General features: G+C 60.0%; 16 protein-coding genes. 11 read left to right on the top strand and 5 right to left on the bottom strand.

Features of this window, described 5'->3' with window-relative positions:
- Positions 1-20: 20 nt before the first annotated feature.
- The 4 genes from ACX2DJ_RS10720 (at position 21) to ACX2DJ_RS10735 (ending at position 6,579) form a co-directional block, all read left to right on the top strand.
- Entirely contained in the window at positions 21-1,412 is a 1,392-nt protein-coding gene (locus ACX2DJ_RS10720; RefSeq protein WP_462572609.1) for a dicarboxylate/amino acid:cation symporter, read from the top strand.
- Between the two features lie 80 nt (positions 1,413-1,492).
- A complete protein-coding gene (locus ACX2DJ_RS10725) occupies positions 1,493-2,365 on the top strand; it encodes an alpha/beta hydrolase (protein ID WP_462572610.1) in 873 nt (290 codons plus the stop codon).
- A gap of 2 nt (positions 2,366-2,367) precedes the next feature.
- On the top strand, positions 2,368-5,385 hold the full coding sequence (locus ACX2DJ_RS10730; protein ID WP_462572611.1) for a TonB-dependent receptor domain-containing protein: 3,018 nt from the start codon (positions 2,368-2,370) through the stop codon (positions 5,383-5,385).
- 87 nt (positions 5,386-5,472) lie between these two features.
- Positions 5,473-6,579, top strand: coding sequence for a M14 family metallopeptidase (locus ACX2DJ_RS10735; protein WP_462572612.1), 1,107 nt, complete (start codon positions 5,473-5,475; stop codon positions 6,577-6,579).
- Positions 6,580-6,779: 200 nt separating this feature from the next.
- Here the strand turns inward: ACX2DJ_RS10735 and ACX2DJ_RS10740 are convergent, their stop codons facing one another.
- Positions 6,780-7,811: a GGDEF domain-containing protein gene (locus ACX2DJ_RS10740; RefSeq protein WP_462572613.1), complete on the bottom strand. Its 1,032-nt coding sequence runs from the start codon at positions 7,809-7,811 to the stop codon at positions 6,780-6,782.
- Between the two features lie 255 nt (positions 7,812-8,066).
- Between ACX2DJ_RS10740 and ACX2DJ_RS10745 the strand changes: the two genes are divergently transcribed.
- Positions 8,067-9,413 (top strand): sensor domain-containing phosphodiesterase, encoded by a 1,347-nt coding sequence (locus tag ACX2DJ_RS10745; protein WP_462572614.1) that lies wholly within the window; start codon positions 8,067-8,069, stop codon positions 9,411-9,413.
- A gap of 210 nt (positions 9,414-9,623) precedes the next feature.
- On the opposite strand, the gene ACX2DJ_RS10750 is transcribed toward ACX2DJ_RS10745, so the two are convergent.
- The 4 genes from ACX2DJ_RS10750 to ACX2DJ_RS10765 are packed head-to-tail and all read right to left on the bottom strand — an operon-like array spanning position 9,624 to position 12,621.
- Entirely contained in the window at positions 9,624-10,211 is a 588-nt protein-coding gene (locus ACX2DJ_RS10750) for a hypothetical protein (RefSeq protein WP_462572616.1), read from the bottom strand.
- 39 nt (positions 10,212-10,250) lie between these two features.
- The gene (locus ACX2DJ_RS10755) at positions 10,251-10,568 is read right to left on the bottom strand and encodes a hypothetical protein (protein WP_462572617.1); all 318 of its coding nucleotides are present in this window, start codon (positions 10,566-10,568) and stop codon (positions 10,251-10,253) included.
- Positions 10,565-11,404 (bottom strand): FecR family protein, encoded by an 840-nt coding sequence (locus ACX2DJ_RS10760; RefSeq protein WP_462572618.1) that lies wholly within the window; start codon positions 11,402-11,404, stop codon positions 10,565-10,567. The genes ACX2DJ_RS10755 and ACX2DJ_RS10760 overlap by 4 nt, the downstream gene beginning before the upstream one ends.
- 14 nt (positions 11,405-11,418) lie before the next feature.
- Positions 11,419-12,621: a hypothetical protein gene (locus ACX2DJ_RS10765; RefSeq protein ID WP_462572620.1), complete on the bottom strand. Its 1,203-nt coding sequence runs from the start codon at positions 12,619-12,621 to the stop codon at positions 11,419-11,421.
- 165 nt (positions 12,622-12,786) lie between these two features.
- On the opposite strand from ACX2DJ_RS10765, the gene ACX2DJ_RS10770 reads away from it, so the two are divergent.
- The 6 genes from ACX2DJ_RS10770 to ACX2DJ_RS10795 all read left to right on the top strand — a co-directional run bounded on the left by ACX2DJ_RS10770 (position 12,787) and on the right by ACX2DJ_RS10795 (position 24,614).
- The gene (locus ACX2DJ_RS10770) at positions 12,787-15,021 is read left to right on the top strand and encodes a CHASE2 domain-containing protein (protein ID WP_462572621.1); all 2,235 of its coding nucleotides are present in this window, start codon (positions 12,787-12,789) and stop codon (positions 15,019-15,021) included.
- 78 nt (positions 15,022-15,099) lie between these two features.
- Positions 15,100-16,407, top strand: a complete 1,308-nt coding sequence (locus tag ACX2DJ_RS10775; protein ID WP_462573071.1) for a multiheme c-type cytochrome — start codon at positions 15,100-15,102, stop codon at positions 16,405-16,407.
- The gene (locus ACX2DJ_RS10780) at positions 16,404-18,350 is read left to right on the top strand and encodes a heme-binding protein (protein ID WP_462572623.1); all 1,947 of its coding nucleotides are present in this window, start codon (positions 16,404-16,406) and stop codon (positions 18,348-18,350) included. The genes ACX2DJ_RS10775 and ACX2DJ_RS10780 overlap by 4 nt, the downstream gene beginning before the upstream one ends.
- 11 nt (positions 18,351-18,361) lie before the next feature.
- Entirely contained in the window at positions 18,362-20,185 is a 1,824-nt protein-coding gene (locus tag ACX2DJ_RS10785; protein ID WP_462573073.1) for a hypothetical protein, read from the top strand.
- On the top strand, positions 20,185-24,195 hold the full coding sequence (locus ACX2DJ_RS10790) for an LVIVD repeat-containing protein (RefSeq protein WP_462572624.1): 4,011 nt from the start codon (positions 20,185-20,187) through the stop codon (positions 24,193-24,195). Before ACX2DJ_RS10785 ends, ACX2DJ_RS10790 begins: the two co-directional genes overlap by 1 nt.
- A complete protein-coding gene (locus ACX2DJ_RS10795) occupies positions 24,195-24,614 on the top strand; it encodes a hypothetical protein (RefSeq protein WP_462572625.1) in 420 nt (139 codons plus the stop codon). Before ACX2DJ_RS10790 ends, ACX2DJ_RS10795 begins: the two co-directional genes overlap by 1 nt.
- Positions 24,615-24,683 lie beyond the last annotated feature (69 nt).

Genomic DNA, 24,683 nt, shown 5'->3' on the forward strand with positions numbered 1-24,683 from the left:
CCTGTGGAGGGGATCGTTTGATGGGGTTGCAGGATAGCATCGCGCAAAAGCCGGATCGGCCCGCGCCGAGAAAACCGATCTACCGGCAACTCTATTTTCAAGTGCTCTCGGCAATCTTGCTGGGCGCAATCGTCGGTCATGTGTTTCCCGAATTCGGCGCTGCCCTGAAACCGCTTGGCGATGGCTTCATCAAGCTGGTCAAGATGATCATCGCACCGGTGATATTCCTGACCGTCGCTACCGGGATCGCCGGGATGCGCGACATAAACTCGGTCGGGAGTGTTGCCGGAAAGGCCTTCGTCTACTTCCTGTTCTTCTCGACCCTGGCGCTTTTCATCGGACTGGCAGTGGCCAATATTGTACGCCCCGGGGAGGGGCTCGGAATCGATCCGGCATCGCTCGATGCGGGCGCTGTCACCAGTTACACCCAATCTGCCGAAGAGCAGAGCATCACCGGATTCCTGCTCAATATCATACCTGAGACCCTGTTCAGTGCCATGACGGAAGGAAAAATCCTCCAGGTGCTGCTGGTCGCAATCCTGGCGGGCGTGGCCATTGCAATGACACGCCCGCACAGTGATCTCGTGCTCGATGTCCTCGGGTCGCTCAGCGAGATTATCTTCAAGCTTGTCCATATGTTGATGAAACTCGCGCCAATCGGCGCTTTTGGCGCCATCGCATTCACGATCGGTGAATTCGGCATCGGGTCACTCGCCAATCTCGCTACGCTGATCGCCGCATTCTATCTTACCTCGTTGCTGTTCGTGCTCGTGGTGCTTGGATTGGTCGGCTACTTCGCTGGTTTCTCGATCTTCTCGCTCATCCGGTACTTGCGCGAGGAGCTGCTGCTGGTGCTTGGCACCTCGTCCTCCGAAGCGGCACTGCCGAGCCTGATGGAAAAAATGGAGATCGCCGGCTGCCGCAAGACCGTGGTGGGGCTGGTTGTCCCGACCGGATATTCCTTCAACCTCGATGGAACCAATATCTACATGACACTTGCTGCACTGTTCATTGCACAGGCAGTGGGCGTGGAATTGAGCTGGAGCGAGCAACTGGCTCTCGTGTTCGTGGCAATGATCAGTTCGAAGGGGGCCGCTGGCGTGACTGGCGCCGGCTTCGTCATCCTCGCCGCCACTCTGTCCGTGGTTCCCTCGGTTCCGGTCGCCGGAATGGCACTGATACTCGGGATCGATCGCTTCATGAGCGAGTGCCGCGCACTCACCAATTTCATCGGTAATGCCGTGGCTACTATCGTGGTTGCCCGATGGGAGGGGGCACTCGACCGGACGCGGCTCGCCGCCGCAATGGCCGGAAACCCGCTGCCGCTGCCCGAGGAAGATATCGAACGCCACGAGCGAACCGGCCCGCATAGCGAGGCGCTCGCCGCCAAAGTGGCAGTACAAGACGCGTGATTTCGCGCCGTGCCTTGATCTCGACCGCTGCGGTCATTGGGTCATACGCCGGTCTTGCTGGATGGGCACCTTTGCGTGCCATGGAGCAGGAGGAAATCCCGCTTTGGCCGGGACACCCCCCGGGCAGGGGTGGCCCCACCGGGCCAGAAAAGGTCGGGGGCCCTGGATCGGGCTATGGCGCGGTTTCCAACATCTCGGTACCGCGGATGCGCGTTTACCGGCCTCTGCGGCCCAATGGCAGTGCTGTACTGGTGTGCGGCGGCGGCGGCTATTTCCGCATCCAGTTGTGGAAGGAAAGTACGCCGGCGTCACAGTGGCTGCAGGAACGCGGCTTTACAGTGTTCGAACTGATCTACCGCCTACCTAATGACGGGTGGGATGCGGGGGCTCCATTCGCCGATGCCCAGCGGGCCATGAAGATCATTCGCTCGCGGGCGAAGGAATTCGGCCTGCGCACCGACCGGATCGGGGTCATGGGATTTTCCGCGGGCGGGCATCTTGCAGGCTTCACTGCCTTGCAGCCTGAAAGGACCTTCTACCAAGGGGCAGACCAATACGAAAAGGTCAGCTCGCGCCCCGATTTCAGTGTGCTGCTTTTCCCTGTGGTGTCGCTGCGCGAGCCGTTCGACAACACCCGTACCCGGCGCGAAATCATTGGCCGAAAGCCATCCATGGCTGCGCAGAAGGAATGGTCGCTCGACACCCACGCGAGCGCCGAAGCGCCGCCGACGATCATCTTTTCCGCTGCTGACGACCCGATCACTCCGCCCGAGCACGGGATCACATTGTTCGAGGCGTTGCGTGCCAAAGGTGCTCCAGCTGAGCTGCATATTTTCAGCGAGGGCGGTCATGGCTGGGGCCTGGGCGAGCCGGACCAGGTCATCAGCCAGTGGCCAATGCTCTTCGCCAAATGGTTTGATACAATATTTAGACAGGATTCAGGGGAGAAATAGCAATGTACAATGGAAAAATCAGCAAGCTCATACTGCTGTCGGGCTCGAGCCTGGCAGCCACCGCCACTGCAGCCGCCGCGCAGCAGGCTGCGCCTCCACCGCCTGACGAACCGGTGATTATCGTCACCGGCTCCCAGATTCAGGGCGCCAAGATCAATGACGTTCTGCCGGTGACTGTGCTTGACGAAGAGGCAATCGAAAACACCGGTGCTTCATCGGGCGATGAACTGTTCCGCGCAATCCCGCAGGCGGGCACGGTTGCCTTCAACGAGCAGAACGCGACAACCCAGAACAGCGCGCGCGGCGATGTCGGATCGATCAACCTGCGGGATCTTGGTACTGGCAATACCCTGTTGCTGATCAATGGCCGCCGCATGACCTTGCACCCCGGCTTCCAGACTGAATTGCTGGTGCCCGTGGTCAGCTCCGACACCAATGAAATCGCACCGGGCAGTATTCGCCGGATCGAAATCCTGCGCGATGGCGCTTCGGCCATTTACGGCGCGGACGCGGTCGCAGGGGTCATCAACACCGTGCTCAAGGGCAATATGAGGGGAGGATTCCTCGAGGGCGACTGGCGCGCTTCCGATGGTACGAGCCTCTACAGCTATCGCCTCAGCGGGGGGTTGGGATTCGATTTCGGGGGCGGTCGCGGCAATCTCACGGTCTATGGCGGCTATTTCCATGAAAACGGCCTGCCGACATCGGCTCGCGCCTATGCAGCCGACGAGAATCGCCTGCCGCTCGTTGAAGGAACCGACTTCGAAGGCGATGCCTCGTTCAATAATCGCAACACCTTCGGGCCGTTCGGCCAGTTCGACATACAGGCTTCGCGGACCAGCACGCCGATCGGGGATGATGATTTCTACCTGCAACCGGACACTTTCCCGGGCTGCCGGCTGGACTTCGGCAATGGCATCTGCGCCCGCAACGGCACTACGCCAACGACTGCCGTTCGCTACAACCAGAATTTTGACGGAACCCTGATCAGCGAGAAGAGCCGCTACAACGCGATGGCGCTGCTCAATTATGATCTGACCGACAATCTCGAAGCTTATTTCGAAGGCAGTTTCTACCGGTCGGAAAGCCGCCGAAACAACGAAGCTTCGGCCATTCTCGGCGCTGTGCCCATGGGCATTTCGCGCGATGCCTACTGGAATCCCTTCGGTCCGGCCGGCAGCCCTAACCGGCTGCCGGGAACCACCATTGCGGCCGGCGGCGCAGACGTGATCATGGAACGCTATCGCTTCGTGGATGTCGGCAGCCGCGACGTATCGGTCGACAAGAATACCTACCGCCTCCTCGGGGGGCTGCGCGGTAACCTTGGCGCTTGGGAATTCGATACCGGCTTCCTCTATTCGCAAGCGAGATTGACCGACCTTGCGCGCAACCGCGTGTCGCTGACGCTCGCGCAGCAGGCCATCAACCGGACCACGCCGGACGCATACAACCCGTTCAACGGTGGCTGCCTTGATGACCCCGGCGAAGGCGATTGCACGCCAAATCCGGAAGCGGTGCTTGATTCCATGAGGGTCGATGTTTTCCGCAAGGGCGGGACCAGCCTGGCCCTGGCCGATTTCAAGGTCAGCCGCGATGACCTGCTTTCGCTTCCGGGCGGTGACCTGGGCGTTGCCGCCGGTATCGAATGGCGGCGCGAGAGCTTTTTCGACGATCGCGATCCCCGGCTCGATGGCACGATCACCTTCACCGACAGCGTGACCGGGGAATTCAACGGAAGCGATGTGGTCGGCACCAGCCCGACGCCTGACACCAATGGTAATCGCGAAGTCTATTCGGCGTTTGCCGAAATGTTCGTGCCATTGGTCAGCCCCGACATGAATATTCCGCTGGTGGAAGAATTCAATGTGCAGATGGCAGGCCGCATCGAGCATTTCACCGACATAGACGAATCCGCTCTGGTGCCGCGCGTGGCGGCATCCTGGACCACCATTCCCGGTGTCACATTCCGGGGCGCATGGTCGGAAGGCTTTCGTGCACCGAACCTCGTGCAGGTGAACGACGAAGGCACGACCAGGGTCAATACCCGCGATGATTTCGTGTTCTGTCAGGCGCAAGTCGAGAAGGGCATCATCGCCAATATTGGAGCCTGTCCCGGCGCGAGTACGATCAGTTTCCGCTCGGGAAGCGAAAATCTCGTTCCCGAGGATAGCGAAAGCATCAATTTGGGTATCGTGCTCGAACCGGGGTTTGTTCCGGGCCTGATCCTGACGGCCGATTACTGGCGCGTCAAACAGACCGGGCTGGTCGGCACTTTTGGCGATGACAACGCCATCGCGCTCGACCTGCTGCGACGCCTCAACGGCAGCACCAATCCCAACGTGATCCGCGAGGCGCCGGATGCCGATGCCATTGCGCTGTTTACGGGCACCAGCCTGGCACCGGCCGGCGCAATTATTCAGGTTCTCGATCCCTATCTCAACCTCGATAGCCGCGTTTCCAAGGGTTGGGACTTTGGCCTGTTTTATCGCGTCCCGGATTTTGGCCTGGGCAAGTTGCGCTTGCGCTTCAATGCCGCCCGACTGGACAGTTTCGTCCAGTCGGCCGGACCCGATAGCCGGGAACTGCTCGACGCCATTGCCGCGGGCACTCTGCCGCCCGATGTAACAGTCGGTGGGCTCGGCCAGCTGCTGGAAATCGAAGGGCGCCCAAAATGGCGCTTCAGTGGCTCGATCAACTGGGAGAGCGGGCCGGTCGATGTCAGCCTGTTCGGCAATTATGTCGGCAAGGTCTGGGATACCAGCGTAACGCGAGACGACCTGATCGAAACCGACGATCCGAACGGCAATTTCTGGCGTGTGGATGATCAGTTCGTGGTAAACTTCTCGATCGCCTACAAGATCGAAAACGATACCCCACTCGACGGCACCAGGTTGCGCTTTGCGATCAACAATCTGTTCGATAAGGACCCGCCTCTGGCAGACGAGCAGTTTGGCTTCTTCAGTGAGCTGCACAGTGCGCGCGGGCGCGTGTTCCATATCGAACTTCGCAAGGAGTTCTGACGGACGAGGTGATAGCCTATGGAATTCCGGCATCTGCTGTTCGGAATCGCGTTGGCAACGGGGGCATGCACAGCCGGTGCGCCCCCGTTGGACAGTTCCGTTCAGGGGCCGGTTGGCAGTGCCTGCACCACAAGTTCAGCGAAGTTGTCCTTCGATTTCGAGGCCGCATCATTCGCGCGCTGCGTGATCGAGGGGGAGCGAGAATTCAGCGTGCTGGTAGCGCCCGAGCACCAGCCGCCGATCAATCCCAGCCCCTGGTATGCCTTTCGCTACGAGGCGAGCACCGGCGGTGAGCTGACCGTTCACTTGCGCTATCTCGCCAGCCAGCACCGGTACGTGCCGAAATGGACCGACGGAACCGAGAGGCGCCAACTGACTGTCGAGACAAGTGAGGATGGCACCACCGCCACCATGCAACTGCCCCCCGGCCGGGCGACGGTTAGCGCGCAGGAAATCTTCGACAGCGGGGATTACGAGGAGGCACTCGAGCGATGGGCGCAGGGCCCGCTCGCTCGGCGCTTCGTGCTGGGAAGGTCGCACGATCGCAGGCCGATCGGGGCCGTTCGTCTCGGCCTCGCGGATGCCCCCCGGCTAGTGGTGCTGCTTGGTCGCCAGCACCCGCCCGAGGTTACCGGCGCAATAGCCATGGAAAGTTTTGTCGACCGGATAGCCGCGCTGCTCGCAGCCGATCCGCAAATGGGCAAGCGTTACCAGTTTCTCGTAATTCCGTTGCTCAATCCCGACGGGGTGGCCCGCGGCAACTGGCGTGCAAACCTTGGCGGAAAGGATATCAACCGCGACTGGGGAGAATTCAGCCAGCCAGAGACGCAGGCCATCAAAGGCTGGCTTGACGCACTGCCAGCAGGGGTCCAGCCAGTCCTCATGCTCGACTTCCATTCGACCCATCGCAATCTCTTCTATGTCCAGGGCGATGAAGCAAGCGAGCGGCAGGAACAGTTCCTTGGCGCGTGGCTTCAGGGGAAGGAGAACTCGCTCCCGGGCTATATTTTTTCGATCGAGCGGCGCAATGCGAACCCTGGCAGCGGGACAGCCAAGAACTGGTTTCACCAGGCCTACGGCATTCCCGCATACACCTATGAAGTGGCTGACGATGCCGATCGTATGGCGATCCGTCAGGCCGCAGCGGTATTTGCGAGGGGACTTCCAGGATCCCTTGAAGTTCTTGAAAGGTAGTGTTCGAGAACATCGGCGAGGACGCGTCCGATGTAACGGACTGCGTAATCGATCCGCAATAAGTCGACAGAAACCAGATACGTCAGTCCCGGAACCGGACTGACTGCTGACGGCCCAGATTCATTCAATGGATGGCGACTGGAGTTTGGATGGTACGGGACTATCGTTGTGGGCTGACTCTAAACCTGTGGCGGCCGCTCCTAAGCGGCCGCAGAGCGGTCGGGAAAACTCTGAATGCCTGCATTCTCGGAGTATCTCTCAATCGCTCTGAATGCAGCCGCTTGCCGTCTGACAGATTCGACCTCAGGCGCAATGGGCATAAGCTGCTGCATCTCCCCATCGATTGAGGTTGCCATCATAACTCCGATCCGTTCTCTCTTCGCAAAATACATCAGCCTATCGGCCTGTTGGAGCTCAGCGTCGATGTTCTTTGAACCTGCCAGTAAGATCAAGACGCCCAAGCTGCATGTCAGATGAGTCCCGTCTCGCTTTACGCCACGATTAAGTTCGGTATCCAGTCGGCTAGCCACAACATGTGCCGCCGATCGATCTTGAACTTTGAAGAAGATCACAAATTCGTCACCGCCTATTCGGGCGAAGAGATCTTCCTTGCGGATTACCTTCTTGACGCGAGCTGCAAAGTCCTGGAGCGCCTCATCACCTGCTTCGTGCCCCAGTCGATCGTTGACACGTTTCAACCCATTGACATCTGCAAACATCAGAACCGCTATACCGTTTGTATCGGCATCAGATGCCACGGCCTCAAAGAACGCCTTCCTGTTTTGCGCTCCAGTCAAGGGGTCAACCCGCGCAAAGCGCCACTCAATTTCAAGAGCTTCCCTGGCGACACCGAGCATGAGAACCACAGCTAATGCGCAGCTTGCCCGTATGGCCAGGTCCATACCTGTGACAATTGGTCTATCATGAAGGAAAACAGCATGGCCGTTCAGGAACTCGATTGCCGCGATGAACATTAGTAGCACGACAGCATAGCGACTGCCCACGAACCACGCTCCGAAAGCGCAAATCAACAGGAACACCGGGCCAAATGCAATCGCTGGAAAAGTCAGATTGCTGGCGGCCAAGGCCAGTAGCGTGCAACCAGCCAGTACCGACGCCGCGATTGTTCTGGGAACCTGAATGAACAGCGGCTGCCCAAGCCTGAAGGCCTGGGTTTTTGCTTTTCGCCGTTCGGTTATTCCTTCGGGTCGCATAAACGGTCGATAGCTCAAGTATCGCTAACATTCTGCTAACAAGAACCCAGGCTATGCCCTTAAGTCCATTGCTCGCCGCCTGGACTTTGGCCAAAAGGGGCCCAGCAAATACCTATCACCAGATAGCGGGTGCAAAGCGGGTTCAAGAAAAGCGGCTTTAAGAGGAGATCAGCTTTCTTAATGCGGTGAAAACTCTAGTCAGCGCCCCTGATTCTGTTTCATTTTATGGTAAAGGTTCCCCGCTAGGAGATTGTTCTCAAAGGAAAGGAATAAGTGGCGCACCGAAGAAACCATGTCGCTTTAGCAGAGTTGCTGCGCATCAAGGAGGCGGATAGCAACGAGTCCACTGGCAGCATCATACAAGGGGTGCTTGACGGGCTGCGCGAGCATCTCTCCATGGACGTGGCGTTCATTTCCGAGTTCCTCGACGGGAAAAGGGTCTTTCGTTACGTAAGCTGCGCTACCAAACAAGCTCCGATCGAAGTTGGTGGTTCTGATCCGCTAGTCGATAGCTATTGCCACCATATTGTGGAGGGGCGCCTTCCTGAACTTATCCAGAATGCGGCAGCCATTCCCTTCGCGGCCGCCATGCCAGTTACGAAGGAACTCCCAGTTGGAGCACATCTGAGCGTTCCGCTCAAGCTTCGTGACGGTACGACCTACGGCACCATGTGCTGCTTTGCCTTTGAGGCAGACTTCAATTTGAATCGGCGCAATCTCGATGTTTTAAAGATGGCGGCGAAGCTGACTGGGGACTTGATTGATCGACGGGCGATGCAAGAATCGCGTCAGAAAGAACTGTCTGCAAAGATCACGAAGGCCATTGAAGTGGGTCACTATACGACCGTTTATCAACCGATTTACAGTATCGCAGACCTCAAACCAGTTGGTGTCGAAGCCCTGGTCCGATTTCCTGATGCGGAAGAGCGCTCACCGAGCGATTGGTTCGATGAGGCCGACGAGGTTGGGCTTACCGTCGAGCTTGAAATTGCGACCATTCAGCGGGCGCTGAAGGGGCTGACTCATCTGCCCCAGAATGTTTATCTGTCGGTCAACGTCTCGCTTGAAACGCTCTTGTCCGGCGAACTTAAAGCGGCATTCGAAGGCTTGTCCGCCAATCGTGTTGTCATCGAGCTCACCGAGCACGAAGCAGTCGAGGACTACAAAGAATTAAACCAGCGCATTGAAGAGCTTCATGGTTGCGCGCAACTCGCAATAGACGATGTGGGTGCAGGCTATTCCAGCATGCGGCACATCCTTGACCTTGGCCCCGATATTATCAAGCTTGACGTCTCAATGGTGCGGGACATTCATAACCGGCCTGCGAGATCCGCTTTTGTCAAGGCCATGGTCCAATTCGCCAGGACTTTGGGCTCGTCGATTGTGGCAGAGGGCGTAGAGATCAAAGAGGAATTGGACGAACTGGCCAGGCTTGGTGTCGCCAAGGCCCAAGGCTACCTCCTTTGCCGCCCCATGCCGCTACTGAACGTTGTTGAGCATTTGTCTTGCGATGCGGCCAGTTCCCGTGAGGAATTGTCGCACTCGAACCAGAATAATGCTGCCGGTCTTGCAACTGGTGAAAGAGGCTGGCCCAGAAGCAAGGCACGACGGAATTTCTGACCGGGGCATTGGCCAGAAATTACAGTGCCCACAATTGGATCGCTGCCAGCGATTGCTTCCTATCGCGAAAACGGTCCGCTTTCCTTGGAGCGATCGCCAGGATCGGACATACTGCAACCGGCCCAATTGCGGGCGTCCTCAAGGGGGTGATTGGTTGCCGCCAAAGCAAGTGGGACGATATGGCGTCCATGGGCAACAAACAGCCTCACCTTACTTGCTCTCGGCATCTCCCAGCCGGACCATCAGATGGGCAAATGGCGTGTCTTTCCACATCACGTAGACCGGATCGTCCACATCGTTGGACATATCAGAATAAAGCGCGGGGTCTGGCAGGATGATCATCATATGCGGCCCATCCTTGATCCACATGTTGTCGGCTGTGGGCTTGGTAGCAGCCGGGTCCAGATTGCTTACACCGGGCGCATTTCCCTCGCCTGCAAGCATATAGGACACACCGAACTTGCCGGTTGGAAACGCCTCGCCTGCTTGCATCGCGGAGAGAGCTGCCATCCAGGTCTGATCATTGCACATTGGCCCCATGCCCGGAGTCTCTGGGATGCAGGTCCAACCATTGCTCCCCTCGCGCAGGACATTCCCCTCACCGTCGATGACTGCCGCTTCCTTTGTTACGTCATTCGGGCCGGCAGAAAGTGCGTTTGCGATGAGAGCTGCATGTCCATCAAGTGCATCGTCTTCGGTTTGAGTGGCACTCTCGCCGCCGACATTGTCGCCAGTATTGTTGCAGGCAGCTGCAGCGCTCAGGATTGCAATGGCCATGCAGGCCGGTAACATCTTCATGTTCTGTCCTCCTCCTTGCCGACCCTCAATGGAGCAAGGTTAGGACGATTGCCGGAGCTTGACAAATTTGATGCGGCGCAGGCAGTCGGCGACGCACCGCGACCATTGGCCCAAAATTCGCTCATCCTTACCTGAAACCACTAACCAGCAAGCGGTCCAGAAGCTGAAGCTGGGCTGGATGAGTAGCCGCACGGCGGAAATTGTCAGCCCTACGTCCTGAGCGCGCATAAAGGCACGCAGCTGAAAATTCTCCATTTGCAGCGAATACACATTGCCACTCGGCGAATGCGCGATCTCTTCAGGCGCGGAAGCGATTTGGCGCTTGCCTGACGGTATCGCCGCCTGAAACGCGATCATTGCAGCGAGGAGAAACACCCTCCGGGCGAACCCTGGCGACCACCTTCGCACTCGAATATCTGATCGGTGGTCGGATCTCTTTCAAAATTGCGGTCAGGCCCCGGAATGGGTCTTGGTGCGAGTAGATCGCGCAATGACGCGGTGCCCCGCTGCGAAAGCATGAACGGCCCGATGGGCTCCTGGCCCGGCGCCGGAATAAACAGTGCCAATCCCGCATCCTCCATCGGGATCACGATTTCGCCCACGCTCACATCTATCGCACCCGGCTGCACGCCCTGCGCGTTTCGGCCGGGGCCGCGCAGCACGATCAGGGTGGCCGTTTCCGGATCGGCTACGAAATCCCGGTCAATTCCCGGTTCACGCCTGGCTATATCAATCGCCTCTTCACCAACCACCCCTTCGATGATCGTGCCTCGAATGCCAATCGAGGCAACCGGAGTCTCGATCGAAGAGCGGGTGCTGCCATTGCGCAGCGAGCGACCGGACATGAAGCGAAAGGCGCCCTTTGCCACCGAGGCCCCGACCGAGCTGGCATTTGTATTTGGGTTATAGACGAAGCGGTCGATCTTCACCCTTGCATTGGCGCCGACGGTGAAACTTGTCTGGTCCAGCAGCAGCAATTGAGTCATGCTGTTCTTGCCGGTGACGATGTCATTCCCAAGCGCGATGCGTTCACGAACCTTCGCCGGATGAAGCACCGGATTGACGGGCGTCGTTACCCGGACATCGTTTCGCACGGCTGCGGTAATCCCCACATCCTGGCCAAACGAAACACCCGGCAAAGCTAACGCCGAAAGCGCGCTCAACACTATGATTTTCTGGGTCAAGGTCTTCATCGCGGGCATCCCTCTCAAAACCTCCATACCAGCATCAGGTCTGCGCCCAGGCTGCTGTAATCATCAACGAACTGCTGGCTGTTTTCGCGAGACCGGTATCTTGCGGCTCCTTCCAGATAGAGACTCCTGCCCACCAAAGGCACGCCAACTGCTCCGCGCAGGTAGAGCCGCCATTCACGCCGATCCTCGAAGAATTCCTCATTTTGAAAATTCACCCGCCGGAGGGTGGAGGAAAGCTTGGCGTAGGTGCCCCCCTCGCTCAATGGAAATTCGACCGCGCCGGCAATGCCGAAGGCATCGTAACCCAGGAACTTGAACTCCGCACTCTTGGTTTCCGCAGTGGCTGCGACGAATATCGAGCTGCGAAGGGTGGGGTGCACTTCGTAGGCGATCTGCCCGGTATAGTGCCAGCCATCCAGCAAGCCGGTCACGAAATCCTCATCCACGGCTTCGGCGCGCAATGTAAGGCGGCTTTTTGTCCCGACCCGGAAGCTGGCCCGTGCCTCGCCGCCCACTGCGGTGAGATATTTGTCGCCCGAGATTCGGCCATGCCGGACCAGGCCGCCAACACTAAACTCGCTCGCACCATTCTCGATACCAAATCCGATCGCTGCGTCGCCGAACTGGTAATCGGAGTCCGGACCGGAGATATCGTTGTGAGTTTGGGCAAAGAGATCGCCATAAAAGAACGCGTCGCCCGCCGGAATGCGAGCGTTGATCTGGCTGGTTGTGACGATGGCAAGGCCATCGGTCGATTCCGGCGGCAGGAATGTGAAGGTGCTCAGTTCGCCGAATGCATCTTCATCATAAGCGATGCCAACCCTGATCTGGCCATTGATGCGACCGGTACGGCGGGTGAACTGCCCGAAATCTTCACCGCATGTTTCCAGCATCCGGTTCCATCCAGCACTGGAGGTCGGGCGTGACCGCAGCATACCCAACTCGACTTGCGCCGATTGTCGGTTGTCCAGACGGCAGAGCAGTGTGGCGTAGGCGATCCTGACGTCATCTGCTTCAGGATGCTTGAGCAAGGCCCGCTCCAAAGTGGCTGCGGCTCCCAGCAGGTTTCCCGCGTTTTCCTGCGCTGTCGCGGTCTCCAGCGCTATGTCGGCTTTCTCCGCCGCTTCGCTCAATTCGTCGAGCGAGTTCGCCTGAGCGCCGCTTTGCGCAAGCGCAGCCGGCGCATGCGCGGTTAGTGCAAGTACGGAAACTCCCAAGGCTAAGCGCCTGCTTGGCAACTGCATCACCATCCCCCAAAAATCCCGCCCCGTATCTAGCACAGATGGATTCCATCAGCTAGCCTTCAGCAGTTGGGCCGGATTTGCAGAGGGCTGCGGCTTTGCGAAGGTGCAGGGAGGCGAAGAGGAGGGGCGCTGTCTCGCGTGGGCAAGCTTAGGGCCTTTATCAAAAGCACCGGCCTTGCCGGACTGCTGACCTTGCTGGTCATATTCCTGCTGCAACTGACCCAGTCACAATCGCTTTCGGTGCTTGGCAATCTGGTTTTCGATTCCTTCGCCCGTGCCCAACCGCGCGAATATGTTTCAACGCCTGTGGTCGTCGTCGACATCGACGAGGAATCGCTGAGGCGCGAAGGTCAATGGCCATGGCCGCGGCAAAACGTCGCGCGGCTGCTCCAGCGCCTGAACGAAGCGGGGGCCGCCGCAATCGGGCTTGATATTGTCTTTTCCGAGGCCGATCGCACCTCGCCGCGATTGATCGCCTCGACATTGGCCAGCCAGGGGGTTGCCGGATCGACAGTGGATGCACTTCGGGCGCTGCCCGACAATGACGATGAGTTTGCCGCAGCCCTGGTGCAGATGCCCGTCGTCAACGGATTTTTCCTGACACATGATCCGAAGCGCAGCGAGGCCGTTCCCAAGGCCGGCATCGCGATTTCAGGTTCGGTCCATGTTGAATCGATTCCGGAATATTCGAATGCGATTCTGCCGCTGCCGCAACTTGACGAAGCGGCACTGGGAAGGGGATTCCTGACTCTGACCGGCGATTCCGACGGGATCGTGCGTCGTGCGCCGTTGCTGGCGCGGCAGGGGGATCAGATTCTCCCGGCCTTGTCGGTTGAGACCTTGCGAGTGGCCCAGGGGGCGGGCTCCATCCTCGTCAAGATGAGCGATGGCAGCGGCAATATCGCGGCAGGCGCCGAGCCAGGAGTTGTTTCGCTCAAGGTCGGCGATTTCGAGATACCGACGACCCGCGCCGGCGAATTGTGGATGCATTACACCGAGCCCGTCGCCAGCAGAACCGTGCCAGCGTGGCAGGTTCTCGATCCGGCGACTGCAGACCAGGAGCTGGCCAAAAGGTTCGAGGGACGGATTGTGCTGGTAGGGGCCGGTGCGATCGGCCTACGCGATCTCGTTTCGACCCCAATTCGCGAGCGTGAACTTGGCGTGATGGTCCATGCGCAAGCGATCGAGCAGATGATCCTGGGCGATTTCCTCACCCGGCCCGACTGGGCTGTGGGGCTCGAGCGCGCGCTGGTGCTGCTGGCTGGAGCGTTGCTGTTGCTCCTCTTGCCCCGACTTGGCGCGAGCGGGGGGGCGATCCTGGGTTTTGCCATGATCGCAGCAGTATCTGCGGGAAGCTGGTGGGCCTTCAGCGAGCAGCAATTCCTGCTTGATCCGACTTTTCCGATCCTGGCGGTATTGGGCGTTTATGGAACTGTCACGGTGCTTGATTACTACCGCGAGGAGAAGGCCCGCGCCTATATCCACCAGGCCTTCGACCGATATCTGTCACCCGAGTTGGTGAAACGGATCGCTGCGGACCCCCATCAGCTCGACCTCGGCGGGGAGGAGCGCGAAATGACCGTGCTGTTCTGCGATATTCGCAGCTTCTCGCGAATCTCCGAAAAGCTTGAACCCCGATCCCTGATTTCGTTCCTCATCAGCTTCCTGACGCCGATGTGCGACATCCTGCTCGAACGCAAGGCAACCATCGACAAGTTTATCGGTGATGCCATCCTTGCGTTCTGGAACGCTCCGCTCGACGATCCTGACCAGTATGCCAATGCGGCCCGTGCAGCATTGGCAATGCGGGAACGGCTGAAGGCGCTCAATCGGGAGATGCCAAACCAGCCTGGCCAGGTATGGCCCGGCGAAGTCGCTATCGGAATCGGGCTCAATTCCGGGTCATGTTGCGTGGGGAACATGGGCTCTGCGCAGCGGCTATCCTATTCGCTGCTGGGCGATACCGTAAACCTGGCTTCGCGGATCGAGGGACTCACCAAACTCTACAAGGTCGATATCGCAGTGGGCAGCGCATTGCAGAAGGAGCTTCCCGACTTCGCGACTGTGGAGCTGGATCTCGTCCGTGTGGTCGGGCGTGAAACCCCCGAAGCGATCTATGCCCTGATCGGTGATGAAGAACTGGGATCGTCCGAAGATTTCCGCGCATTCGCCCTTGGGCACTCGGCGATGCTTGCGGCTTATCGTGCAATGGATTGGGATACTGCCCAGCGCCTGCTTGACGAATGGGGCGCGCAAGCTGACAATTTTGGCCTCGATGGCTTGTATGCAATCTATCGTGCGCGCGCATCGCAATTGCGCCGATCACCGCCGCCGGGCGATTGGGATGGGGTATACAACGCCAGCGAAAAGTGACTATCGCGGGAGAGGGAGGCGAGGGACTTGACCAACGTGCCTGCAATCAGGCGAACCAGGCTGGGCCTGCTTCTCGGCATGCTGCTGGTGACCGGCCTGATTCCTTCCTCGCAGGCGAACAGCAATGCCCGCTATGAAGGCGTAGCGACCTGCGCCGGTTCGACCTGCCATGGCCGCGCCGAAGGCAATGGAGCGGTTGTCCGCCAGGATGAGATAGCGACTTGGCAGGAGCCATCTTCTGCTACGGGAGCGCATAGCCGCGCCTATGCCGCGCTTACCGGCGAGCGCGGAAGGCAGATCGCAGCAAGCCTGGGTCTGGGGGCGGCCACTTCCGCGCCAGCCTGCCTTGGATGCCATACAACCTTTGCTCCAGTGGATCAGCGTGGTGATCGTTTCCTGCTGGCTGACGGGGTCGGGTGCGAAAGCTGCCACGGGGCATCGGGCGATTGGCTGCCGCTGCACTATGCGCGCCCTGCAACCCACGCATCCAATGTGGCCGCAGGGCTGGTGCCGCTGGAAGATCCGCAAACGCGCGCCAGGATTTGTCTTGACTGTCACTTCGGCTCCGCCCGGACTGGCCAGTTCGTGACCCATTCGATGATGGCAGCGGGGCACCCGCGCATCTCGTTCGAGCTCGACCTGTTCAGCGCGCTGCAGCAGCATCACGACGTCGACGCCGACTATATCGACCGCAAGGGCCGGCCCGACAGCGTCAAGCTGTGGGCGATCGGCCAGGCAGAGGCCGTCCGGCGCTCCACCGGGCTGTTCGCCCAGCCCGCATTCGGCATGCGCGGGATGTTCCCGGAATTCTATTTTTACGACTGCCACAGTTGCCATCGCAGCATTGCCGATGGGCCGCGCCGCAAACTCACCTTCGAGAGCAATCCAGGCCGCCCCATCCCTTTCGGAAATCCGCCGTTCAACGATGAAAACATCATCATGCTTTCAGCCGTGGCCCGCGCGCTCGCGCCCGGGCAGGCCGAGGATTTCCTTGCCGCCAGCCGCGCATTCCACCGGGCGATGGGCCAAGATGCGGCCAGCGCCCGTGAAGCTGCAGGTGCGCTTGGCAGGCAGGCGGGCGTGCTGTCAGATGGCCTGGCTGCGCGCGGCGACGGCGATGCATTCATGGTGATCGCGACCATTGCCGGGAAAGCAACCTCGGCCCGGTTCACCGATTATGCTGGCTCGGTCCAGGCGGTAATGGCGATCGACACCTTGCTCAATGCGCTGGTTCGCGATGGACGGATAACCGTTGGCGCGGCAGCAGGAATCAGGGCCGATATCGCAGTCGCCTATGCCGCAGTTGACGATCCCAACAGCTACCGGCCTGGCCAGTTCCGCAGCGCGCTGGGTGCGGCGGCCCGATCGATAGGGATGCTACAATGATGCGGCTGGGCCGGTGCAAGGCATGGGTTTCGGCCTCTGCGCTGGTGCTGGCTTCATGCGGCGGAGGAGGCTCGTCCGGCGGCGGATCGGGCGGTTCGCCAACTCCTACACCCACCCCGCCGCCGGGCGGGGCGCTGTATTCCGTGCCCGCTCAGGAATCGCTCAGCGCAGCAGAAGTCGGCACAGTGGTTGCGCGCGCCGCGGCGCAGGCAAATGCGCAGGGCCATGCCGCGACCATTGCGGTGGTTGACCGGGTTGGCAATGTCCTGGCGGTGTTCGCCATGCCGGGTGCATTGCCGACCGTTGCCATTTCCGCAGCTCCAAACGGCAACAATATCGATGCGCAGGCGCTGGCCGTGCCTGCAGCTGCGGCCGCGATCGCCAAGGCGATAACCGGGGCCTATCTTTCGAGCGGGGGCAATGCCTTTTCCACGCGCACCGCCAGCATGATCGTGCAGCAACATTTCCCTCCTGCGCCAAGCACTGCCGGGCTGGAAAGCGGCCCATTGTTCGGCGTGCAATTCAGCCAGCTTCCATGCTCGGACCTTTCCGCCCGCGCCAGCGACGGGTTGATCGGGCCCAAACGTTCGCCGCTGGGCCTTGCCGCCGATCCGGGGGGATTCCCGCTCTACAAGAACGGTGTGGTGGTGGGCGGCGTCGGCGTGGCGGCCGACGGGGCATACGGCTTTGATCCGAATGTGCTCGATACCGACGCTGATAGCGACGAGTCGATTGCGCTTGCCGGAACGCTGGGCTTAGAGGCGCCCGATAGCGTGCGCGCCAATCGTATCTTCGTTGACGGCACCTCGCTGCGGTATTCGGATGTAAGCTACAATTCGCTGGCCGACGTGATGGGGGCCAGTTTTGCAGGAACTTCCGGCGCGCTTGTTGCGGTCAAGGGCTATTACGATGGTGCCGCATTGCGCAGCGGCACGGCATACGGCAGCGAAGCGTCGGGTATCCGCCCCGCCAGCGCAGCCGAATTCTCCAACCTGGATGCCTTTATCCTGACCAACGGCGCAGGTACCAACCGCTACCCGGTTCGTGCAGGCACCGATGGAGCCGACGTCGCCGGGCCGATCAGCTTGGGCGAGGCGCGCGCCATCCTGGAAGAGGCGTTCGCGATAATGAGCCGGGCCCGTGCGCAGATCCGCCAGCCGCTCGACAGCCGCGCACAAGTGACGATATCGCTGGTTGATACCCGCGGCGAAGTGCTGGGGATCGTCCGGTCGCCCGACGCCCCGATATTCGGGATCGATGTAAGCTTGCAGAAGGCAAGGACAGCGAATTTCATCTCTGGCGCCTTTGCTGCGGGGCAACTCCAGTCGGCCGCTGGCGAAGTGCCGCAATTCGTCGATCGGCTGCGGACCTTCCTGAATGACCCCAACGCACTGACCGGCCAATTCGCTTTTGCTGACCGGTCAGGCGGCAATCTGTCGCGGCCCTATTTCCCGGATGGCGAGGTGGGCCAGCCCCATGGCCCGTTGTCGCGGCCGATCGCGCAGCTCAATCCGTTCTCGACCGGCCTTCAATCGGCCCTGGTGATCGGCAATCTGGCGCAGCACCTGGGCTTCGTTACCGGTGCGGCCCCTTCCGACACGCCGCGCTTTTGCACCTCGCTGCCGCAGGTCACGCCCGATCACACGCGGATCGCCAATGGCATCCAGATTTTCCCGGGATCGGTGCCGGTCTATCGCGGCGGCACATTGGTTGGCGGCATTGGCGTTTCAGGCGACGGCATCGACCAGGATGACATGATCAGCTTCCTGGGGCTGCACAATGGGGGCCAGAGAGTGGGGGGGATCGGCAATGCCCCGCAAGCGATCAGGGCTGACCAGATCGTGGTCAATGTCGGCGGGCGGCAAGTGCGGCTGCGCTATGTCAATTGTCCCTTCGCTCCGTTTCTCGGCAGCGATCAGAACAATGTCTGCGAGGGGCTGTGAGCGGGGCTGCGATGCTCCTGCCGCTGGTATTGCAGGCGCAGGCTGCTCCGCCGCCTGAGCCGCAGGATCCTGCCCCCGATCCGCCATGGGAATTTGATCCGCCGCCGGTCGATCCCCAAGTCATCGAAGGCCGCCGCAGGCCGGACTACAGCGATCCCTTGCCCGATCCGGTGGAGCAAGACAATCCGGGCGCGGTGCGCGCGCCGCCGCCTTCGGCCTTTCCTGTCGACGAAATCCCTATCCCCGATCGCTGGCGGCTGATCGAAAGCCTGGGGCTGGTCAAGGAGCGCTGGTGGGACCCGTATAACCAGAACACCTACAAGGGCGATCGGCCGATCAACCCCGAAAAGGTTCCGTGGTTGCCGATCAAGGGCCATGACTGGTTCTTCGTGGCCAATGCCGTCAGCGACACTGTGCTGGAACCGCGCAGCTTTCCGATCCCCGTTGGCGTGCAGACGACCGAGGATCCCGGCAGGACCGACGTGTTCGGCAATGACTTCTCGACCGTCTTCTCGCAGACGTTTATTGTCGGCGCGGCGCTGATCAAGGGCAGCACGGCGTTCAAGCCGCCAGATGTCGAATATCGCGTTACCCTGGCGTTCAACATGAACTATGTGGACGTGCCGGAACGGCGCGTGCTGTTCGTCGAGCCATCGCGCCCCAGCCACCGCTTCGATCATTTTTTGGGCGTGCAGGAAGCCTTTTTCGATTATCACTTCCGCAATGTTTCGACCCGCTATGATTTTGACTCGGTGCGGATCGGCATCCAGCCGTTCCAGTCCGATTTCCGCGGCTTCCTGTTCAATGATCAGCAGCTGGGTCTGCGCTTCTTCGGCACGCGCGACAACAATCGCTTCCAGTACAATCTGGCGGCATTCTGGCGGCTGGAGAAGGATACCAACAGCGGGCTCAACGCGGTCACGCAGCGCCCGCGCGACGATTGGCTTCTGGTCGCCAATCTGTATCGCCAGGATTTCCTGATCCCGGCGCTGACCAGCCAGATAACGCTTGCGTACAATCGCAATCGTGAAGGTGACCAGATCGAGATCGACGATAATGGATTCCCGGTGCGGCCCGCGCTGCTGGGTGACCTGCGCGGGCGCGACTATGACGTGTTCTATCTGGGTTACAATGCCGATGGGCGGATCGGACGGATCAATCTGACGGCCAGTGCCTATGCCGCGCTGGGAGAAGACCGGAACAGCTTCTTCACCGGCGAACCCGCCGATATACGGGCCTATTTTGGCGCTGCTGAACTGAGTTATGACAAGGACTGGATGCGGTTCCGCCTGTCGGGTGCCTATGCCAGCGGTGACGGCGATCCGTTCGACAACACAGAGGGCGGGTTTGACGCAATTTTCGAAAACCCGATTTTCGCGGGGGCGGACACGAGCTACTGGATCAGGCAAACCATCCCCTTTGCAGGAGGCGGCCGGGCGGTTTCGGTCAATGGCCGCAACGGCATCCTCAATTCGCTGCGCTCGTCGAAGGAGCAGGGGCAGTCCAATTTCAACAACCCCGGCCTGATCCTGGCAGGGGCGGGTGCCGATTTCGACCTCACGCCGGAGCTGCGCGTTTCGGCGAACGCCAATCACCTGTGGTTCGAAAACACAGCCACGATCGAAACCTTGCGCAACGAGGGTTCGGTGCCGCGCGATATCGGTTGGGATCTCTCGACTGCGGCGATCTGGCGACCCAAGGCTACGCAGAACATCGTCGTCCGCCTGTCCGCCGCCGCACTCGTTTCGGGTGACGGATTCCGCGACCTGTTTGACAGTTTGGGCGGGGGCAGCACCTATTATTCCGTCCTCGCAAATGCGATACTGACCTACTGATGCTGCAGCTGCGCCATATCCTGTTCCTGCTCGCGGGGGTGCTTCTTACGGGAACCTTGTCGTTCGGCTCGATCCGTGCGGCAGAAGGCGAGAAACCTGTTGCGCGCGATTACACTCGCGTAACTGCGCCGCCGGCACCTGCGCGCCAGACTTACGCCGATATGCTGGCCAAGTCCGCTGGCTGCATCTCATGCCATGTGCGTACCGATGCGCCCACCATGCATGTCACTCCTGCGGTCCAACTGGGCTGCACGGATTGCCACGGCGGTGATGCCCGCGTGGTGGGTAACCCCGAACTGGAGCACGACCATCCGAGTTATGTTGCGGCGCGCGATCTGGCGCATGTCCTGCCCATATATCCGGAAAGTTGGCATTGGCCCTCGTCGGCCAATCCGAAGCGCAGCTATGCCTTGCTTAACCGCGAGGCACCCGAGTTCGTGCGGTTCATCAACCCCAGCGATTACCGTGTGGCGCGTGAAGCCTGCGGTTCCTGCCACATGCAGACGATCGAAGCGGGCGAGAGATCGATCATGGCGACGGGTGCCATGCTGTGGGGCGGTGCCGCCTACAACAACGGGATTTTGCCCTTCAAGAACTACGTTCTGGGCGAGGCCTATACCCGTGATGGCGAACCCGCCAAGATCGTGACGCCGGGCGATCCGCCGGGTGAACTGTCGGAACAGCAAAAGGCGCGCGGGGCGCTGGCCGAATTATACCCCTTGCCAACCTGGCAAGTTATCCCGCCGGGAGACATCTTCCGCGTGTTCGAGCGCGGCGGGCGGACCATCAACTCGCAATTCCCCGAGATCGGCCTGCCCAATCCCACCGGGCAAATCCAGCGGCTGGAAGAGCCGGGGCGCCCCGATCTCAAGCAGTCGAACCGCGGCCCGGCAACGGGGCTCAGGGTCGCGATCCCGGCACTCAACATCCACAAGACGAGGCTCAACGATCCCTATACCTGGTTCATGGGCACCAACGACCAGCCCGGCGACTATCGCCATTCAGGGTGTGCCAGTTGCCATGTGATCTATGCCAATGACCGCGAGCCGCGCCATTCGCTGGTCTATGCGCAATACGGGCGCGACGGGCAAACCGTTACCGCCGATCCCACCATCGCCAGCAAGCTTGAAACTGGCCACGGTGCATTGAAGCAGCCGGGCGACCATTCGGACGAAGCGCCTGTGAAGGAGAAGGGGCATCCGCTGCAGCATGTCTTCACCCGCGCGATCCCCACCGCACAATGCATGAATTGCCACATGCACCAGCCCAATATCTTCCTCAATTCCTACCTTGGCTACACCATGTGGGATTACGAGAGCGACGCGCCATTGATGTGGCCGCAGCAGCAGAAATACCCGACGGCAGAAGAGGTGCGCGCCGTGCTTGACCGCAATCCGGAAGGTGCGGCGCCGCGCGGCAAGTGGGCCGATCTCGATTTCTTGCGCAACGTCTATGATCTGAACCCGCTGCTCAAGGACACGCAATTTGCCGATTATCACGGCCATGGCTGGAATTTCCGCGCCATTTTCAAGCGTGATCGCGACGGAAATCTGCTTGATGCTGGCGGGAACATTGTCGACCCTGACGATCCTGAGAAGTGGCGCAGAAAAGGCGAGGGCAAGTTTGTCGAACCCGGCACCAATCCCGGCAAGGCGGTGCATTTGATGAGCATCCATGCCGAGAAGGGAATGCAATGTGCCGATTGCCACTATGCGCAGGATAGCCACGGCAATGGCCTGATCTATGGCGAAGTTGCCAATGCGATCGAGATCGGGTGCAAGGACTGCCACGGCACCGCCGATGCCTATCCCACGCTGCTGACCAGCGGCCCGGCAGCACCGCCGAAGGGCAATGACCTCAGCCTGCTGCGCAATCCCGACGGGCGCCGCAGGTTCGAATGGATCGACCAGGATGATGGAACGCGCCAGCTGATCCAGCGATCGATCGTCGACCCAAAGCTTGAATGGGTGGTCAGCCTGGTCAGGGACACCGTTGATCCTGCTAGCGCGGGTTTCAACGCCAAGGCAGCGCGCGCAAAGCTGATGAGCCGCATGGGTGCGGAAACCGGCAAGTTCGAATTCGGCCTGGGTATCCCGGAGCAGGACCGGGCGCACCGCGATCCTGAGATGGCATGCTTCACCTGCCATCTTTCCTGGACCACCTCTTGCGGCGGCTGCCACCTTCCGATCGAAGCCAACTGGAAAAGCGAAGTGCATCGCTATGAAGGCGAGACGACGCGCAATTTCGCCACTTACAACCCGCAGGTCGCGCGTGACGAGATGTTCCAGCTGGGCAAGCACCAGACAACCAAAGGCAACCAGACCGCGCCGGTGCGCTCTTCAAGTGCGCTGGTGCTGTCCTCGACCAATATCAACCGCGAACGGATCTATGTGCAGCAGCCGCCGATCTCCGCGATCGGCTTTTCGAGCCAGGCCTTTGCCCCGCATTTCCCGCACACTGTGCGCAAGACCGAGACCAAGACCTGTTCGGATTGCCACCTTTCCGCCAAGGATGACAACAACGCGATCATGGCGCAGCTGCTGCTGCTTGGCACGAACTATGTCAACTTTGTGGGGCTCAACGCCTGGACCGGGCTGGAAGGCGGCTTCTCCGCCATTCGCGTGACTGAATGGGAAGAGCCGCAGGCCGTGCTCGGCTCCTACCTCCACCGCTATGCCTATCCCGATTATTGGCGGATGCATGTCGAAGGCAATGGGCGCGAACTCAAGAACTGGGTGCGGGGCAAAACCTTTGACGAAAAGCTGAGCGGCGAGACCAGGAGCTTCGAACAATTCGTCAACACACATGAAGGTACAAAGGACCGGGTGGGGTGCTTGCAACTGCGCGGCGAATATATGTTCGTTGCTGAAGGGAAGGGCGGCTTTCGCGCCTATGACGTGGCATCCATCGCCAACAAGGGTTTTTCCGAACGGATCGTCACCGCGCCATTTTCCCCGCTTGGCCACAACACCCGCGTCAACACGAAGAACGCCACCTGCATGGCGCTGGCCACGAACCAGCCGGTCAACCCGCTGCGCAATACGCCCGAGATGCGCGCGATGAACCAGGAGCAAGCGTTCCTGCCAATCTACAATTACGCGGTGGTTACGGACGCGCAGGAAGGCCTGGTGCTGGTTGACGTGAACACGCTGGCCGATGGGGAATTCCGCAACAACAAGCTTCGCCGCGCCAAATTTGCCGATGGCAGCAAGGCATGGAACCCTGAGGGCGTATTGGACGGCGCGCGCCATATCCACCTGGCTGGAGAGATCGCCTACATCACCGCCCGGCGCGGCCTGGTTGTGGTTGACCTGGCCGATCCGCTTGATCCGCAAGTGGCCGCCGTGCGCGATCTGCGCGACGCGTGGGCGAGCGCGGTCCAGTTCCGCTATCTGTGGGTGACGGATGCAGAGGGTGTGAAACTGTTCGATGTCACGCAGCTGCGCAATCCGGTTCCCATGCCGCAGGCGACCGTGCCGTTGGCGGATGCGCGGCGGCTTTATGTCGCGCGCACCTATGCCTATGTGGCGGCCAAGGCTGACGGGCTGGTGATCCTGGATGTCAAGAACCCGCTCAAGCCCAAGGTCTATTCAAAGGAAACACTGGGCGGCAGCCTGAACGATGCCGAAGACGTGATCGTTGCTTCGACCAACGCCTCGCTGTTCGCCTATGTCGCAGATGGCCGCAATGGGCTCAAGGTGCTCCAGCTGACCAGCCCCGACAGCCAGCGCAATTTCTATGGCTTCAGCCCGGCTCCGGTGCCCGAACTGATCGCCTGGGCGAAAACGCCCTCACCAGCGATTGCGCTCAGCAAGGGGCTCGACCGTGACCGCGCGGTGGACGAAACGGGCGGGCAGATGGCTGTGTTCGGGCGGCTCGGTTCGCGCCCCTTCACCCGGCCCGAGATGGAGCGGCTGTTCCTGCGCCGCGATGGCGTGCCGTGGAAGGTGCAGGATGAGGTGGATATGAGCGTCTGGGTGCCTGGGCGCGGACCGAGAAAGGAGAGGTAATGTTTGAATTCGTCAAAGAAGGAGCATTCACCATTGGGGCTTGGTTTATCCTTATGTTCATTAGTACCAATCTGATTGGTATATTGGCGAGAGGCTACCTTCCCAACACGGAAATGGAAGAAATAACTTCCAAGCATGAGTTAATCGCGAAAGAGTATCAGAAAGGGAAGAGAACGACGGGCATTGTTGCGGTTGTCTTGTTTCTGGCTTTAGTTTCAGCACTTTACTATTTTTGGAACATTGGAGTGGTTGTCGCTTTGTTGATGCTGATGGCGGCAAGATTGCCTGATCTAATCTGGGAATTACGGAACGGACGACAACTTCAAATGAAGGATATGACCAAGCCGAAGTTCTATTTGCTGACCACGCTAATCTCTTGGGCATCCCTTCCCGTTCTTTGGTACGCTCTGTTCCAATGATAGGGGGATTACCCATTCATCACCGGCGGGCAATCAAGTCTCTGTCCCCGGAAGCCCCAAAATCTGGTA

This window comes from Altererythrobacter chaiwopuensis, assembly GCF_054957755.1.